The following is a 15,946-nucleotide window of genomic DNA, read 5'->3' on the forward strand; positions in this document are numbered from 1 at the left end:
GGGGCCCCGCCCCTTCCGCGCCGTGCGGGTCCCCGCCCCGGTGGGAGCGAGGGCTCCCGTCCGGGTAAGTACTGGCCCATGAGGCGACTTGAGGGATACCGGGTGCTGGTTACGGGGGCCGGGCGGGGGATCGGGGAGGCCGCGGCTCGGCGGGTGGCGCGCGAGGGGGCACGGGTGTTGGTGACCGACATCGACGGGGAGCGGGCCGAACGGGTCGCGCAGGGGATCCGGGCGGACGGCGGTGCGGCCGAGGGGCGGGTCTGCGACGTCGGGGACCGGGGGGCCGTGGAGGCGGCCGTCGGGTACGTCGTGGAGCGGTTCGGGGGCCTGGACACCCTGGTCAACAACGCCTTCGGCTGCCATCCCGACGCCCCGCTCTTCGAGGACACCCCGGACGACGAGTGGGCCGCCGACCTCGACCTCACCCTGACCGGCGCGATGCGCTGCGCCCGGGCCGCGCTGCCGCACCTGGTGGCCGCCGAAGGCCGCGGCTCGATCGTCAACATCGGTTCGGTGAACGGCATCCAGGACTTCGGCAACCACGCCTACAGCGCCGCCAAGGCCGGCCTGGCCAGCCTGACCCGCACCCTCTCCGGCCACGCGGCCCCCCGCGGCGTCCGCGTCAACCTCATCGCCCCGGGCACCATCGACACCCCCAACTGGGCGGGCCGCGAGGAGAAGTTGACCCGCGCCGCCACCGTCTACCCCCTGGGCCGGGTCGGCCGCCCCGACGACATCGCCGCCGCCGTCGCCTACCTCGCCTCCCCCGACGCCTCCTGGGTCACCGGCATCACCCTCCCCGTGGACGGCGGCCTCCTCCCCGCCAACCCCGAACTACGCCAAGCCCTCAAGGGCAGTTGAACCCCACCCCGCACCGGGTGAACCTCAACTCCCCACCGGGGCGGCGGCCCGCATCGCACAGGAGGGGTCGGGGGCGGAGGGCCGACAACGTGGGAGGGAACCGGCCGCCCAGGCGGCCGTCAGCCGGCGAGCATCAGGCCGATCCCCACCACCATCACCCCCGCCGCCGCAACCCTCGGCAGACCGAACCGTTCCTTGAAGAAGAGCGTCCCGATCACGGCGCCGACGATGATCGACGACTCGCGCAGCGCCGCGATGGGGGCCAGCGGTGCGCGGGTCTGGGCCCACAGCACGAGTCCGTAGGCGAAGACCGACAGCAGGCCGCCGAGCAGGCCGCGCAGGGCGAACGGCCGTAGTTCGGCGGCGAGTCGGCCGCGCCGGGTGGCCAGCGCGTAGGCGGGGATGGCCAGTCCTTCGAGGATCATCAGCCAGGCGATGTAGCCGAGCGCGCTGCCGGAGGCGCGGACGCCCAGGCCGTCGACGGTGGTGTAGGAGGCGATGGACAGGCCGGTGGCCAGGGCGGCGAGGATCGCCGGCCAGTGGGGGCGGGAGCCGGCGCCGCGGATGCCCCAAAGGGCCAGTCCCACCAGGCCCGTTGAGGCCAGCGCGACGCCGGCAAGGGCCCAGCCGCCGGGTACCTCGTGGACGAAGACCGCGGCGAGGACGGTGACGACGAGGGGCGCGGTGCCCCGGGCGATCGGATACATCTGGCCGAAGTCGCCCATCCGGAAGGACTGCATCAGCAGCGCTTGGTAGACGACGTGCAGCACGGAGGAGGCGAGCAGGTAGGGCCAGGCGGCGGCCGCCGGCAGGGGGGTGAAGCAGGCCAGGAGCGCGCCGCAGAGCGTGCCCCCGCCACCGACGAGGGTGAAGGCCAGGAGTTGGTCGCGTATGCCGTGGGCCAGCGCGTTCCAACTGGCGTGGGTGACGGCGGCCAGCAGGACGGCCGCGACGACCAGCGGGGTCACGCGGTCTGCTCGCGGACGTGGGCGAGTCGGCCGCCGCCGTGGGCGAGCGCTCCGGCGAAGCGTGGGTGGGCGTCGCTGACGGTGGCGGGCGGTGGGGTCTCGGTACCGGTTGCGAAATCGCTCATGGCCCGCACGGTAACGAAGGGTGTGCGGGCCATGCGAACGGGTTCCGGCCGGTGGACACCCCGGGCAACGGGGTGTCCACGGGCGTCAGTTGGCGGCGAGCAGGGCGCGGACCAGCGGGCCCGCGTTGGTGCCGCCGTGGCCGCTGGCCGGGACGACCGCGGCGGCCGCCAGGTCGTTGCGGTAGGCGGCGAACCAGGCGTTGGGCTTGTCCTGGTTGTCGACCTCGGCGGAACCGGTCTTGGCGCCGAGGTCACCGCTGAGGCCCTGCATCGCCTCGGCGCCCGTCCCGGACGTCGCGGTCAGCTTCATCAGCGACTTGAGGTTGGCCGCGGTGTCCGGCTTCATGGTGCGCGCCGCCTTGGCGAACGCCCGGTTGTCCAGCGACTGGGCGACGACGAACGGCTGGCGGAAGGTGCCGGACTGGGCGGTGGCGGCGACCGAGGCCATGTTCAGCGGGTTCATCCGGACGCCGCCCTGGCCGATCAGCGAGGCCGCCATCTGCGCGTCGTGCTGCACCGGGACGGTGCCGTCGAAGGTCGGGATGCCGGTGGCCCAGTTCAGCCCGAGGCCGAAGACGTCCCGGGCCTCCTTGGTCAGGTCGTCGTCGCTGAGGTCCTTGGCGTGGCCGATGAAGGCGTTGTTGCAGGACGCGGCGAAGCTCTGCGCGAAGGTGCCGTCCGGGATCTCGGACTTGTTGAGGTTCTGGAACTTCCAGCCGCCGACGGTGACGAACTGCGGGCAGGGGTCCTTCTTGTCCGGCGCCGTCAGGCCCTTGTCCATCAGTATCGCCGCGGTGACGATCTTCATCGTCGAGCCGGGCGCCAACGACCCCTGGGTGGCGACGTTGAAGCCGTTCGCGGGGGAGTTGGCGAACGCCAGGATCTCGCCGGTGCTGGGCTTCACCGCCGCGACGGACGCCGACTTCTTGCCCTTGACGGCGTTCTCGGCGGCCGTCTGCAACGTGGCGTCCAGCGTGGTCTTCAGGGTGCCCGGAGCGCCCTGGGAGAGCACCTTGAGGGTCTTGTCGGGCTGCTGCTTGTTGCTGTCGGCGGCCTTGGCGCGGTGGATGTAGAGCTCCACGCCGGGCTTGCCGTCGGTCTTCGTGCCGTACTTGGTGCGCAGGCTGTCCAGTGCCGCGGACAGCGTCGGGTGGTCCTTGGCGGTCAGCTCGGTGCCGTTGCGGTCCACCGCCTTGATCGGCGGCGCCTCGGCCTCGCCGGTGCGCAGTTCGTCGCCCTTGGCCAGGCCCGGGTAGAGCGCGGAGGGCTGCCAGGCGATCTGCGGCTTACCGGTGGCCTTGTCGCGCTTGAGGGTCACCGCGCTGCCGTAGGAGAAGGGGGTCTGCACGGACTTGTAGGAGATCTGCGCGCCGACCGTGTACGGCACCTTGTCGCCGGTCGGGGTGCCCGGCTTCAGCGTCACCTTGGTGAACTTCGCCTGCTGGGCGAAGGAGGCGAGCGCGGTGCGGGCGGCGTCCGGGGCGTCGGTCAGTGCGGCGGCCTTCGCGGTGTCGCCGGACTGCCAGGCCGTCAGGAACGCCTGGGCCGTGGTGTTGACTTCCTTGGCGGTCAGGGGGCCGGTCGGCACCGAGGCGCCGTCGCCCGACTTGGCGTCGGCGGACCGGACGGCCTGGGGCGACGCCCCGTCCGAGCCGCCGAACAGCGTGAAGCCGCCGACCACTCCCACCACCAGGGCCACCGACCCGCCGATCAGCCCGTACTTCACCTCGCGGCGCATGCCAACGATCCCCTCCCAGGAGCTTGAGGTCCTCAGGTACGCACCCAAGAACGCCCCTCGCACTCTAAGGGACACGGGCAAGCGGTGAGTCTCGATCAGGGCACGGTCCGGTGACGCACCGTCGAACCGTCGTGACGGTTTCGTCACAACGGGCGGTGGGGCCCGGCCGGCCGCTCAGACCCAGCTGTCGAACCACATCCGGTCGTGCCAGGCGCTCTTCGGGATCGGCAGGCCCGTATAGAGCGGATAGAAGTAGATGAAGTTCCAGACGATCAGCAGCACCAGGACGCCGGCGCCGACCGCGCCGAAGGTGCGGCGCCGCTCGTCGGCGCGCGGCGGCCCGATGAGCGCGCCGATCATCATCGCCAGCGCCAGGCACAGGAACGGCACGAAGACCACGGCGTAGAAGAGGAAGATGGTCCGTTCCTGGTAGAGGAACCACGGCAGATAGCCGGCCGCGACGCCGCAGGCGATCGCCCCGGCCCGCCAGTCCCGCCGGAACAGCCACCGCCACAGCACGTACAGCAGCGCGAAGCAGGCCGCCCACCACAGCAGCGGGGTGCCCAGCGCCAGCACCTCGCGGGCGCAGCCCTCGGCGGCGGTGCAGCCGTCCTGTCCGGCCTTGGGGTCCTCGTAGAAGTACGAGACCGGGCGGCCCAGGACCAGCCAGCTCCAGGGGTTGGACTGGTAGGTGTGCGGCGTGGTCAGTCCGGTGTGGAAGGCGTAGACCTCGGTCTGGTAGTGCCACAGGCTGCGCAGCCAGTCCGGGAGCCAGGTGAAGGAGCCGTGCTGGCCCTCGGGGGAGGTGGCCCAGTCCCGGTAGTAGCCGCCCTTGGTGACGATCCAGCCCGTCCAGGACGCGAGGTAGGTGGCGAGGGCGACGACGACGGTGGAGGCGAACGCGGGCAGCGCGTCGCACCGCAGCACCGCGCGGAACGGGCGCCGGGCCCCGGCCGTGCGCCGCGCCCCCATGTCCCACAGCACCGACATCAGCGCGAACGCGGCCAGGAAGTACAGGCCGTTCCACTTCGTCGCCGCGGACAGGCCCAGGCACAGCCCGGCCGCGATCCGCCAGGGCCGCCAGCCCAGCCGCAGCCGGGCGCCGATCTCGCCGTCCGGCCGGGCCAGTCCCTCGGGGCCGTCGGGCAGCGCCGCCGCCAGCCGGGCCCGGGTGCGGTCCCGGTCCACCAGCAGGCAGCCGAAGCCGGCCAGCACCCAGAACATCACGATCAGGTCGAGCAGCGCGGTGCGGCTCATGACGAAGTGCAGCCCGTCCACCGCCAGCAGGGCGCCGGCCAGGCACCCCAGCGCCGTCGAGCGCAGCAGCCGCCGCCCGATCCGGCAGACCAGCAGTACCGACAGCGTGCCGAGCAGCGCGGTCATGAACCGCCAGCCGAAGGGGTTCATCCCGAACGCCCACTCGCCCAGCGCGATCAGCCACTTGCCCATCGGGGGGTGGACGACGTACGAGTGCTCCGGCGAGAGCAGGATCTGCGGGGGGTGGGCCAGCAGGGCGTCGTTGGCGTTCTTCGCCCAGGTGCCCTCGTAGCCGTACTGCAGGAGCGACCAGGCGTCCTTGGGGTAGTACGTCTCGTCGAATATCACCTTCCGCGGGCTGCCGAGGTTCCAGAACGTCAGCACGCCCGCGAACGCCGTCACCAGCAGTGGCCCGATCCAGCCCGACCAACGGGCCAGCCGGGACGTGAGGTTGGGGCCGGCGCCGAGCAGCGCCCACACCCGCCCGTCCGGCTCGGGGAACGGCGCCACCAGCCGCGTCCGGATGTCGGCCGACGGGCGGCCGGCGTATCCGAACCGGCGCAGGCGCCGCTGCCACACCGGAGGCCGGTCGGTCGGCTCCGAGGCGTGCGGGGCGGCCGCGTGCGTCGCGGTGGTGTCACTCGTCACCCGGCCCATCGTAGGGAAGCGGTTCCGGAGGCGGGTGGCCCGCGCCGCGGGCCGGTACCGCACGTCACCGGCACGGGCCCGCGGGGGGCACCGGCGCCGGGCTGGGAGGATGGGGAGGTGACTGGAACGCTGGTACTTGCAGGGACGCCCATCGGCGACGTCGCGGACGCCCCGCCGCGGCTCGCCGCCGAACTGGCCGCCGCCGACGTGATCGCCGCCGAGGACACCCGGCGGCTGCGCCGGCTCACCCAGGCCCTGGACGTGGTGCCGGCCGGCCGGGTCGTGTCGTACTTCGAGGGCAACGAGGCGGCCCGCACGCCGGAGTTGGCGGAGGCGCTGGCCGGCGGGGCGCGGGTGCTGCTGGTCACCGACGCCGGCATGCCGTCGGTCTCCGACCCCGGCTACCGGCTGGTCGCCGCCGCCGTCGAGCGCGGGGTGAAGGTCACCGCGGTGCCCGGCCCGAGCGCGGTGCTCACCGCGCTCGCGGTGTCCGGGCTGCCGGTGGACCGGTTCTGCTTCGAGGGCTTCCTGCCGCGCAAGGCGGGGGAGCGGCTCTCCCGGCTCCGCGAGGTCGAGGGCGAGCGCCGCACCCTGGTCTACTTCGAGGCCCCGCACCGCCTGGACGACACCCTCGCCGCGATGACCGAGGTCTTCGGCGCCGACCGCCGCGCCGCGGTCTGCCGCGAGCTGACCAAGACCTACGAGGAGGTCAAGCGCGGCGGGCTGGGCGAGTTGGCGACCTGGGCCGCCGAGGGCGTCCGCGGGGAGATCACGATCGTCGTCGAGGGTGCCCCTGAGAGCGGGCCGGGTGAGCTGGACGCCGAGGAGCTGGTGCGCCGGGTGCGGATCCGGGAGGAGGCCGGGGAGCGCCGCAAGGAGGCGATCGCGGCGGTGGCGGCGGACGTCGGGCTGCCCAAGCGGGAGGTCTTCGACGCCGTGGTGGCGGCCAAGAACGCGGCCAAGGATGCGGCAAAGAATTCCGGGCCCGGCCTGCCCGGCTGAGCGTGTGCACGCTCGGGAGAGCATAAAAGCCCAGCTCACGGGCCTAATGCGACCGTCGGGAAGGTAAATGGCCGGCATCGAAGGTAAAGCGATCACCCGGGATCTGGTGCGTTTGTCCTACGAGCTGCCAAATCTGGGCCAATAGGTGCCAGGACGGCTGCGCTCCCGCCGTGAAAGGCGTTCCCTGGGAACCGGGACGTTCGGTCCCCGGAGAGCTTGTCCAGCGGACAAGAGGAGCGCACATGAGCGACATCACCAAGACCACCGGCGGCGCTTCCGGCGCGGCATCCGCGAGTACCTTCCCGCCCCAACCCCGGCGGCCCGAGCCCGCCGCCCACGAGGCGTACGCCTTCTGTTGCATGAGCTGCGGCCACGGCTGGGAGCAGGCGTACGAGATCGAGCACCAGGTGGACCCCAAGGGCGTCACGCACGCCGTCTACTACGCGGACGGCGAGCGGGTGCCGTCCCCCCTGACCCATCCCACCTGCCTCAACTGCGGCGGCCACGTCGTCCGCATCATGCGCTCCGGGCAGGTCTCGATGGTGTCCGACGCGATCGCGCACCTGCACGAGCGTCCGCATCACCGGAAGGCCACCCACCACGAGGAGGCCGGCCCCCGCGCGGACGACGGTCGCACCGGCAGCACCGCCGACCCCGAGCGGCACCGCTGGCACCTCTCCGACCTGCTGCACCCCTTCCAGCACCACCGCAAGTGAGGCGCCGGCCGCGGTCCTCGTAGGATCGCGGCCATGGCCCCGCAGGACAAAGACACCCCGCCGCCGCTGCCGGAACCGCTCCGGGTGCCGGTCGCGGACTCGCACACCCACCTGGACATGCAGGAGACGACGGTCGAGGAGGCCCTCGCCAAGGCCGCGTCCGTCGGCGTCACCACCCTCGTCCAGGTCGGCTGCGACGTGAACGGCTCGCGCTGGGCCGCGGACACCGCCGCCGCCCACGAGCGGGTGCACGCCGCCGTCGCGCTGCACCCCAACGAAGCTCCGCGGATCGTGCTGGGGGATCCCGACGGATGGTCCCGGCAGCGGGCGCGGAGGGCCGGCGGCGACGCCGCCCTCGACGACGCGCTGGGCGCGATCGACGCGCTCGCCGCCCGCCCCGAGGTCCGCGGCGTCGGCGAGACCGGCCTGGACTACTTCCGCACCGGCCCCGAGGGCGTCGCGGCCCAACAGCGTTCCTTCCGCGCCCACATCGAGATCGCCAAGCGGCGCGGCAAGGCCCTGGTCATCCACGACCGCGAGGCCCACGACGACGTGCTGCGGATCCTGCGCGAGGAGGGCGCGCCCGACCGGGTCGTCTTCCACTGCTACTCCGGCGACGCCGCGATGGCCAAGACCTGTGCCGCGGCCGGCTACTTCATGTCCTTCGCCGGCAACGTCACCTTCAAGAACGCCCAACCGCTGCGCGACGCCCTCGCCGTGGCCCCGCCCGAGCTCGTCCTCGTCGAGACCGACGCACCCTTCCTCACCCCCGCGCCGTACCGCGGACGGGCCAACGCGCCGTACCTCATCCCGCACACCCTGCGCGCCATGGCCGACGTCAAGGGCCTGACCGAGGACGCGCTGGCCTCGGTCATCGCCGAGAACACCGCCCGCGCGTTCGACTACTGACCCCCGTGGCCCGACTCGCGCCACCCCCGCGCGAGTTGGGCCCGCCGCCCCCGCTCCGCTACATTCCGCGCTTGACCGGTTACCGGACGACACCCGTGGCAGGTGGAGCGTTGAGTCCTTCGCAGAGCGGACACCGCACCGGACGCGGCGGCCACCGCCGACGCCCCGCCGTCGGCGCGCCCGAACGCCTCCGCCGGCTGGTGCCCCGCGCCCTGGTCGTCGCCTTCCTCGCCGGCGGCACCACCGCGTTCGTCGCCCACGACAAGGCCGTCAAGCTCAGCGTCGACGGCCACCCCCGCACCCTGCACACCTTCGCCGACGACGTCGACGGACTCCTCGCCGACCAGGACCTCGCCGTCGGCCCGCACGACATCGTCGCCCCCACCGCCGACGCCGGCCTCGCCAGCGGTGCGGAGGTCGTGGTCCGGCACGGCCGGCCCGTCCACCTCACCCTCGACGGGCACCAACACCGGGTGTGGACCACCGCGGACACCGTCGAGGGGGCGCTGCACCAGCTCGGCGTCCGCGCCGAGGGCGCCTACCTCTCCGCCTCCCGCTCCCAGCCCATCGGCCGGCACGGCCTGGAGCTGGCGGTCCGCACCGAACGCACCGTGGTCTTCCGTGCCGACGGCCGCGAGCACCGGGTCCGCACCACCGCCGCCACCGTCCGCGAGGCCCTCGCCCAGAGCGGCCTGGCGCTGCGAGACCAGGACACCACCTCGGTGCCGCCGGACAGCTTCCCGCGCGAGGGCCAGACCGTCTCCGTGCTGCGGATCACCGGCACCACCGAGGTCCGCGACGAGCCCGTCCCGTTCCGCACCGTCAAGCGGCCCGACCCGCGCCTGACCCGCGGCACCGAGGAGGTGGTCCGCCCCGGCGTGCCCGGGCTGCGGCAGGTCACCTACCGCCTGGAGACCGTCAACGGGGTCCGCCGCAAGCCCCGGAAGGTGGCGGTGGAGACGGTCGCGGAGCCCCGCCCGCAGATCGTCCGCATCGGCACCGCGGCCCTGCCCACCTCGGTGGGCGGCGCCGACGGCCTGGCCTGGGGCGAGCTCGCCCGGTGCGAGGCCGGCGGCCGCCCGAACGCCGTCGACGCCACCGGCACCTACGGCGGCCTCTACCAGTTCGACGTCGGCACCTGGCACCGACTCGGCGGCACCGGCCGCCCCCAGGACGCCCCCGCCCAGGAGCAGACCTTCCGGGCCAAGAAGCTCTACGTCACCAGGGGCGCGAGCCCCTGGCCGGTCTGCGGCCGTAAGCTGCACGGGTGAGCGAGCGTAAGACCACCGACGAATCCGGCCCCCTGCTGGGCCCCGCCGATGTCCGGGAACTGGCCGCAGCGCTGGGCGTACGCCCGACCAAGCAGCGCGGCCAGAACTTCGTCATCGACGCCAACACCGTCCGCCGGATCGTGAAGACCGCCGACGTCCGCCCCGACGACGTGGTCGTCGAGGTCGGCCCGGGCCTCGGCTCGCTGACCCTGGCCCTGCTGGAGGTCGCCGACCGGGTCACCGCCGTCGAGATCGACGACGTCCTCGCCGCGGCCCTGCCCGCCACCGTCGAGGCCCGACTGCCCGAGCGCGCCGACCGCTTCGCGCTGGTCCACCAGGACGCCCTGCACGTCACCGAGTTGCCCGGCCCGGCGCCCACCGCGCTGGTCGCCAACCTCCCCTACAACGTCGCGGTCCCCGTCCTGCTGCACATGCTGGAGCGGTTCCCGACCATCGAACGCACCCTGGTCATGGTCCAGGCCGAGGTCGCCGACCGGCTCGCCGCCGGCCCCGGCAACAAGGTCTACGGCGTCCCCTCGGTCAAGGCCAACTGGTACGCCGAGGTCAAGCGGGCCGGCGCCATCGGCCGCAACGTCTTCTGGCCCGCGCCCAACGTCGAGTCCGGCCTGGTCTCGCTCGTCCGCCGGGCCGAGCCGCTGCCCTCCCGCGTCTCCCGCAAGGAGGTCTTCGCCGTCGTCGACGCCGCGTTCGCCCAGCGCCGCAAGACGCTGCGGGCCGCCCTCGCCGGCTGGGCGGGCTCGGCGCAGGCGGCCGAGGCCGCGCTGGTCGCCGCCGGTGTCTCCCCGCAGGCCCGCGGCGAGTCCCTGACCATCGAGTCCTTCATCGCCATCGCCGAGCACAAGGTCCAGGCCGCGGACCAGGAGGCCACCCGATGACCGGCGACGCCGCCCCCGTCACGGTCCGCGTCCCCGCCAAGGTCAACGTCCAGCTCGCGGTCGGCGGCCGCCGCCCCGACGGCTTCCACGACCTGGCCAACGTCTTCCTCGCCGTCGGCCTCCACGACGAGGTCACGGCCACCCCCGCCGACGCCCTCACCCTCACCTGCACCGGCCCCGACGCCGACCAGGTCCCCCTCGACGACTCCAACCTCGCCGCCCGCGCCGCCCGCGCGCTGGCCGCCCGCCACGGCCTGGAGCCGCACGTCCACCTCCACATCGCCAAGGACATCCCGGTCGCCGGCGGCATGGCCGGCGGCAGCGCGGACGCCGCCGGCGCCCTGCTGGCCTGCGACGCCCTGTGGGGGACCGGCGCCACCCAGGGTGAACTCCTCGCCATCTGCGCGGAGTTGGGCAGCGACGTGCCGTTCAGTCTGGTCGGCGGCGCGGCGCTGGGCCGCGGCCGCGGCGAGCTGTTGGAGCCGCTCCCCGTCGGCGGCACCTTCCACTGGGTCTTCGCGGTCGCCGACGGCGGCCTGTCCACCCCGGCCGTCTACAAGGAGTGCGACCGCCTGCGGGACACCGCGGGCCTCGGCGCGACCACCGCCGACGTCCCCGACCCGGAGCCCGACCCGGCCCTGCTGGACGCCCTGCGCACCGGCGACGCCACCGCCCTGGCCGGTGCGCTCGACAACGACCTCCAGGCGGCGGCGGTCTCGCTGCGGCCGTCGCTGGCGGCCACCCTCGCCGCCGGCACCGCCGCCGGCGCCCTCGCGGCCCTGGTCTCCGGCTCCGGCCCGACCACCGCGTTCCTGGCGGCCGACGCCGCCGACGCCGAGCGGATAGCCGCCGCCCTGCGCACCTCGGGCACCTGCCGCACGGCCCGCCCGGCGGTGGCACCGGCGCCGGGAGCGACGGTCCTCGCCAACGGCTAGGCCCGTCACGACCGTTCGGCACCGCCGGCCCGCTCGGGCCGTGTCCGATCCGTGTCCGTACCGTGTCCGCCAGCCGGCAACCGGTCGGCCCGCTGCTCGGGTCTGATCGTGCATGACGGATTCACGAGCGGGCACCCGGCGGCGACGTGTGACCACGGCCGGGGCGGCAGCCCTGGTGGTCGTGGTCGGCGGGGCGGTGACGTCGTGCGGCGCGGAGCAGCCCTCCCCGAGGGCGGAGCTGTCGTTCGGGGACACGCTCCACACGCAGTACCTCCGGTGGCACTCCGAAGCGGAACGCACCGAACGCGGCCCCCAGGACGAGCTGTTCGCCATCGACCTGGGGGCGAGCCGGGCTTCCCCGGGCAGGAGCCCGCTGAGCGCCGAGAACATCAGGGTGACCGTCGACCTGTCGGCCGTGAAGACGGCGACGTACCACACCATGAGTCCGGAGCACGGGTGCAAAGCCTCCGGTCACCTCGTCACCTGCACTCCGAAGAACATCGAAACCGGCGACCACCGGAGCCTCGTGCTCTTCAAGATGACGGCGCGAGCGAGTGCGGCGAAGGGCGCGGCCGAGCCCCTCAACATCACCGTGACCAGCACCAACGCCCCCACCATCCACCACACCACACAACTGGTCCACGGCGCACCGAGCTTGACCGTTCCCATGGGAGAGGACCGGACCGAGCTGAAGCCCGGCTCCGAGCTTCAGCTGCGGCCGGCCTTCGGCAATGCCGGACAACTCGCCCTCGACGACGACCTCAACGTCGTGGTGGACGTGAACGGGCAGGCGACGCTGCCCAAGCGGTACCGCAACTGCCGTTACGACAAGGCCGCTTCGCCGACCAAGGCGGTCTGCAGGTTCTCCGGGCCGCTGCCGGCCGGGGCGGCGTACGAGACCGCCGCGCCGCTCACGGCGGTGATCGACGACACCGGCCGACAGGGCATGCTCTCCTACACCGTCTACCGGGCCCACGACACCCCGGCCACCGCGCTGCTGCCCGACTCCGCCCCGCGGGGAACCGGCGCGCCGCTCGGGCTCCGCCCCGTCGACGGCGGCGACTTCAGCGGGTACAGCGCCGAGCGGGCCACCGGCTACCTGGGCTTCCACACCACCCGGACCCACGACGCGCAGGTCAACGGCTTCACCCTCAAGGGCAAGGTGGGCAAGAAGACCTCGATCGACCTGATGGGCGTGGACGGCTACTACGAGGGCGACACGGTGCTGACCCTGCCGGAGGGCGTCAGCGTGGAGGGGAGCCATGAGGGGGACGTGAGCGAAGACCTCTACTGCTCCTACCTCGACCGGAAGAACCGGAAGGTGATCTGCCCCGGCCCCCTGACCACCGAGCCGACGCTGCGGTTCCGCATCGACGAGCGGGTCGACGGCGCGCGCGGCACGATCACCGTGAAGCCCGACCCGGGGCGCCAGGACCCGGACCTGACGAACAACAGCGCGCCGATCACGATGGAGTACCTGGACTGACGCGGGGCGGCCGCAGCGGCGCGCGTCATCACCAAGGGTGACCGACCCGCCGCGGCCCCGTGGGGGCCCGCCCTCCTCCCCCGAGGCACCCGCCCCGCGCCGACTACCCTTGGAGGCCGACCGAGCCCCGCTAAAGGGGACGCACAGATCAGGAGTGAGATGGCCGCCAACCTCGTCAATCTGGAAGCCGTCGACAAGGTGTACGGGACGCGTGCGCTGCTCGACGGTGTCTCCCTCGGCGTCAACGAGGGCGACCGGATCGGCGTCGTGGGTCGTAACGGCGACGGCAAGACCACGCTGATCCGGATCCTCGCCAAGCTGGAGTCCGCCGACGTCGGCCGCGTCACGCACGCCGGTGACCTGCGGCTGGGCGTGCTGACCCAGCACGATTCGCTCGACCCGGCCGCGACCATCCGGCACGAGGTGATCGGGGATCTCGCCGATCACGAGTGGGCCGGCAACGCCAAGATCCGGGACGTGCTGACCGGGCTCTTCGGGGATCTGCACCTGCCGGGGTTCACGCAGGGGCTGGACACCGTCATCGGGCCGCTGTCCGGTGGCGAGCGGCGGCGGATCGCGCTGGCCAAGCTGCTGATCGCCGAGCAGGACCTGATCGTGTTGGACGAGCCGACCAACCACCTTGACGTGGAAGGGATCTCGTGGCTCGCGCGGCACCTGGCCGGCCGGCGGTCCGCGCTGGTGGTCGTCACCCACGACCGGTGGTTCCTGGACCAGGTGGCGACGCGGATGTGGGACGTGCAGCGCGGCGCCGTCCACGAGTACGAGGGCGGCTACTCCGACTACGTCTTCGCGCGGGCCGAGCGGGAGCGGATCGCCGCCTCCGAGGAGGCCAAGCGGCAGAACCTGATGCGCAAGGAGCTGGCGTGGCTGCGGCGCGGTGCGCCGGCGCGGACCAGCAAGCCGCGGTTCCGGATCGAGGCGGCCAACGAGCTGATCGCGGACGTGCCGCCGCCGCGGGACAGCAGCGAGCTGATGAAGTTCGCCACCACCCGGCTCGGCAAGACGGTCTTCGAGTTGGCGGGTGTGACCGTCCAGGCCGGGCCGAAGGTGCTGCTGAAGCACCTGACGTGGCAGTTGGGGCCGGGGGACCGGATCGGTCTGGTGGGCGTCAACGGCGCGGGGAAGACCTCGCTGCTGCGGACGTTGGAGGCGGCCGCCCGTAGTGGCGGCGAGCAGCAGCCGGCGGCCGGCAAGGTCGTGGTCGGCAAGACCGTGAAGCTGGCCTACCTCTCGCAGGAGGTCGCGGAGCTCAATCCGGCGCTGCGGGTGCTGGAGGCCGTCCAGCAGATCCGGGACCGGGTGGACCTCGGCAAGGGCCGGGAGATGACGGCCGGTCAGCTCTGCGAGAAGTTCGGGTTCACGAAGGAGAAGCAGTGGACGCCGGTGGGGGACCTCTCCGGCGGTGAGCGGCGGCGGTTGCAGATCCTGCGGCTGCTGATGGACGAGCCGAACGTCCTGTTCCTGGACGAGCCGACCAACGACCTCGACATCGAGACGCTGACGCAGTTGGAGGACCTGCTCGACGGGTGGCCGGGGTCGATGATCGTCATCAGCCACGACCGGTACTTCGTGGAGCGGACGACGGACCGGGTGTTCGCGCTGCTGGGCGACGCGGCGCTGCGGATGCTGCCGCGCGGCCTGGACGAGTACCTGGAGCGCCGGCAGAAGGTGATCGAGGCGGCGGCGCCGGCCCCCGCGCAGCCGGCCGTCGCGGCGCCGAAGAAGCCGGCCGCGGTCAATCGCGCGGCGCAGAAGGAGCTCCAGCGGATCGAGCGACAACTGGACAAGATCGGGGAGAAGGAGACGGCGCTGCACGCGCAGATGGCCGAGCACGCCACCGACTTCGAGAAGATCGCCGGGCTCGATGCCCAGTTGCGTGAACTGGGCGGCCAGCGCGAGGAGTTGGAGCTGCGCTGGCTGGAGCTGGCGGAGGACGCGTAGCCCCTGCCGGACGCCCGCGTCGCCCCGCGCGCGGCTCGTGCGCGGGGGCGGCAATCGGCCCCGAATGGCGTGGATTCCCGCGTTCCGGTGGTCTTCTCCGGCCTAGGGGGAGCGGATCGGCAGCCGAGCGTGTAGCTTCCCGGGAACACACAGCCGGGCAGCGACGCGGAGGGGGCTGGTTCGATGGGCGTGCGGCTCATGGTGGTCGACGATCACCGCCTGCTCGCCGAGGCGCTCGCCTCGGCCCTGAAGCTGCGCGGGCACCGCGTCCTGGCGGCCGCCGCGCCCAGCGCCGGGGCCGCGGAGCTGGTGGTGAGCCGGGCGCCGGAGGTCTGCCTGCTGGGTACCGCCGGGCCCGCCGAGCCGGGCGCGTTCGAGCCGGTCGTCCGGATCAAGAAGGAGCGGCCGCAAATCGCGGTGGTGGTGCTCGGCCCGGTGCCCAGTCCGCGCGGGATCGCCGCCGCCTTCGCCGCCGGTGCCTCCGGCTACGTCCGTAACGACGAGCGCATCGAGGGCGTCGAGCGGGCCATGATCAAGGCCCGGGCGGGCGAGGCGGCGGTCGCCCCGCAACTGCTCCAGCAGGCGTTCGAGGAGCTGCTGCACCCCGTCGCACAGCCGGACGACGAGGGGGCGCGGCTGCTGTCGCTGCTGACCCCGCGCGAGGTGGAGGTGCTGATCCGGGTCGCCGAGGGCGAGGACACCCGGGTGATCGCGGCGGGCATGGACATCGCGCCGAGCACCGCCCGCACCCATGTGCAGCGGGTGCTGATGAAGTTGGAGGTCGGCTCCCGGTTGGAGGCGGCCGCGCTGGCCGCCCGCACCGGCCTGTTGGAGCGGGTCCAGCGGGTTCAGCCGGCCGTGTCGCGCCCGGCCTCCTGAGCATCCTCCGGGGCCGTGTCGTCCGCCGCGGCCGGCGGGGCGATGGGCCGCAGCCGCAGCCACACCAGGAAGGCCGCCCCGAGCACGAACATGCCCAGGCCCGTCCAGAGGTTGACGTTGATGCCCTGGGCCTTCTTCAGGTCCGCGTCGGAGGCGGTGAGCCCGGCGACGGTGACCAGCACGCCGTAGACGACGAACAGGCCGCCGATGATGCGCCGGACGTCGAAGAGCCGGGCGGCGGTGGCCGACCTGCGCTCCAACTCGCTCACTTCGTGCTGTAGTTCAGACATGGC

General features: G+C 73.3%; 15 protein-coding genes. 10 read left to right on the forward strand and 5 right to left on the reverse strand.

Annotated elements, in window-relative coordinates:
• Nucleotides 1-78 precede the first annotated feature (78 nt).
• Nucleotides 79-861 (forward strand): SDR family NAD(P)-dependent oxidoreductase, encoded by a 783-nt coding sequence (locus PV796_RS23235; RefSeq protein WP_274915277.1) that lies wholly within the window; start codon nt 79-81, stop codon nt 859-861.
• A gap of 119 nt (nt 862-980) precedes the next feature.
• Here the strand turns inward: PV796_RS23235 and PV796_RS23240 are convergent, their stop codons facing one another.
• The 4 genes from PV796_RS23240 to PV796_RS23255 form a co-directional block, all read right to left on the reverse strand.
• On the reverse strand, nt 981-1,829 hold the full coding sequence (locus PV796_RS23240) for a DMT family transporter (protein WP_274915278.1): 849 nt from the start codon (nt 1,827-1,829) through the stop codon (nt 981-983).
• Nucleotides 1,826-1,954, reverse strand: coding sequence for a hypothetical protein (locus PV796_RS23245; protein ID WP_274915279.1), 129 nt, complete (start codon nt 1,952-1,954; stop codon nt 1,826-1,828). Before PV796_RS23245 ends, PV796_RS23240 begins: the two co-directional genes overlap by 4 nt.
• Before the next feature lie 85 nt (nt 1,955-2,039).
• On the reverse strand, nt 2,040-3,692 hold the full coding sequence (locus PV796_RS23250) for a penicillin-binding transpeptidase domain-containing protein (RefSeq protein ID WP_274915281.1): 1,653 nt from the start codon (nt 3,690-3,692) through the stop codon (nt 2,040-2,042).
• Between the two features lie 174 nt (nt 3,693-3,866).
• Nucleotides 3,867-5,606, reverse strand: coding sequence for a dolichyl-phosphate-mannose--protein mannosyltransferase (locus PV796_RS23255; protein WP_274915282.1), 1,740 nt, complete (start codon nt 5,604-5,606; stop codon nt 3,867-3,869).
• Between the two features lie 108 nt (nt 5,607-5,714).
• Here PV796_RS23255 and rsmI point away from each other — a divergent pair, with 108 nt between their 5' ends.
• The 9 genes from rsmI to PV796_RS23300 all read left to right on the forward strand — a co-directional run bounded on the left by rsmI (nt 5,715) and on the right by PV796_RS23300 (nt 15,653).
• A complete protein-coding gene (rsmI, locus tag PV796_RS23260) occupies nt 5,715-6,599 on the forward strand; it encodes a 16S rRNA (cytidine(1402)-2'-O)-methyltransferase (RefSeq protein WP_274915283.1) in 885 nt (294 codons plus the stop codon).
• Between the two features lie 242 nt (nt 6,600-6,841).
• On the forward strand, nt 6,842-7,315 hold the full coding sequence (locus PV796_RS23265; RefSeq protein ID WP_274915285.1) for a hypothetical protein: 474 nt from the start codon (nt 6,842-6,844) through the stop codon (nt 7,313-7,315).
• Between the two features lie 33 nt (nt 7,316-7,348).
• On the forward strand, nt 7,349-8,224 hold the full coding sequence (locus tag PV796_RS23270) for a TatD family hydrolase (RefSeq protein ID WP_274915287.1): 876 nt from the start codon (nt 7,349-7,351) through the stop codon (nt 8,222-8,224).
• Nucleotides 8,225-8,286: 62 nt separating this feature from the next.
• On the forward strand, nt 8,287-9,495 hold the full coding sequence (locus tag PV796_RS23275; RefSeq protein WP_376566181.1) for a ubiquitin-like domain-containing protein: 1,209 nt from the start codon (nt 8,287-8,289) through the stop codon (nt 9,493-9,495).
• A complete protein-coding gene (gene rsmA, locus PV796_RS23280) occupies nt 9,492-10,391 on the forward strand; it encodes a 16S rRNA (adenine(1518)-N(6)/adenine(1519)-N(6))-dimethyltransferase RsmA (RefSeq protein WP_274915290.1) in 900 nt (299 codons plus the stop codon). The genes PV796_RS23275 and rsmA overlap by 4 nt, the downstream gene beginning before the upstream one ends.
• Nucleotides 10,388-11,326, forward strand: coding sequence for a 4-(cytidine 5'-diphospho)-2-C-methyl-D-erythritol kinase (locus tag PV796_RS23285; RefSeq protein WP_274915291.1), 939 nt, complete (start codon nt 10,388-10,390; stop codon nt 11,324-11,326). The genes rsmA and PV796_RS23285 overlap by 4 nt, the downstream gene beginning before the upstream one ends.
• Nucleotides 11,327-11,438: 112 nt before the next feature.
• Entirely contained in the window at nt 11,439-12,812 is a 1,374-nt protein-coding gene (locus tag PV796_RS23290; protein WP_274915292.1) for a hypothetical protein, read from the forward strand.
• A 159-nt stretch (nt 12,813-12,971) separates the two neighbouring features.
• Nucleotides 12,972-14,774, forward strand: a complete 1,803-nt coding sequence (locus PV796_RS23295; protein ID WP_274915294.1) for an ABC-F family ATP-binding cassette domain-containing protein — start codon at nt 12,972-12,974, stop codon at nt 14,772-14,774.
• 183 nt (nt 14,775-14,957) lie between these two features.
• Nucleotides 14,958-15,653, forward strand: coding sequence for a response regulator transcription factor (locus PV796_RS23300; RefSeq protein ID WP_274915296.1), 696 nt, complete (start codon nt 14,958-14,960; stop codon nt 15,651-15,653).
• Here the strand turns inward: PV796_RS23300 and PV796_RS23305 are convergent.
• Nucleotides 15,623-15,943, reverse strand: a complete 321-nt coding sequence (locus PV796_RS23305; RefSeq protein ID WP_274915297.1) for a hypothetical protein — start codon at nt 15,941-15,943, stop codon at nt 15,623-15,625. The two genes, PV796_RS23300 and PV796_RS23305, sit on opposite strands and share 31 nt — an antisense overlap.
• Nucleotides 15,944-15,946: the final 3 nt, after the last annotated feature.

It is taken from the genome of Streptomyces sp. WZ-12 (assembly GCF_028898845.1).
In the GTDB taxonomy this organism is placed as follows: Bacteria; Actinomycetota; Actinomycetes; order Streptomycetales; family Streptomycetaceae; genus Streptomyces.

Excerpts from the sequence above, each read along its gene's own strand:
- PV796_RS23265 (WP_274915285.1), top strand. The coding sequence starts at position 6,842 with ATGAGCGACATCACCAAGACCACCGGCGGCGCTTCCGGCGCGGCATCC.
- PV796_RS23235 (WP_274915277.1), top strand. The coding sequence starts at position 79 with ATGAGGCGACTTGAGGGATACCGGGTGCTGGTTACGGGGGCCGGGCGG.
- PV796_RS23300 (WP_274915296.1), top strand. The coding sequence starts at position 14,958 with ATGGGCGTGCGGCTCATGGTGGTCGACGATCACCGCCTGCTCGCCGAG.
- PV796_RS23285 (WP_274915291.1), top strand. The coding sequence starts at position 10,388 with ATGACCGGCGACGCCGCCCCCGTCACGGTCCGCGTCCCCGCCAAGGTC.
- PV796_RS23270 (WP_274915287.1), top strand. The coding sequence starts at position 7,349 with ATGGCCCCGCAGGACAAAGACACCCCGCCGCCGCTGCCGGAACCGCTC.
- PV796_RS23245 (WP_274915279.1), bottom strand. The coding sequence starts at position 1,954 with ATGAGCGATTTCGCAACCGGTACCGAGACCCCACCGCCCGCCACCGTC.
- PV796_RS23290 (WP_274915292.1), top strand. The coding sequence starts at position 11,439 with ATGACGGATTCACGAGCGGGCACCCGGCGGCGACGTGTGACCACGGCC.
- PV796_RS23305 (WP_274915297.1), bottom strand. The coding sequence starts at position 15,943 with ATGTCTGAACTACAGCACGAAGTGAGCGAGTTGGAGCGCAGGTCGGCC.
- PV796_RS23250 (WP_274915281.1), bottom strand. The coding sequence starts at position 3,692 with ATGCGCCGCGAGGTGAAGTACGGGCTGATCGGCGGGTCGGTGGCCCTG.
- PV796_RS23295 (WP_274915294.1), top strand. The coding sequence starts at position 12,972 with ATGGCCGCCAACCTCGTCAATCTGGAAGCCGTCGACAAGGTGTACGGG.
- PV796_RS23255 (WP_274915282.1), bottom strand. The coding sequence starts at position 5,606 with ATGGGCCGGGTGACGAGTGACACCACCGCGACGCACGCGGCCGCCCCG.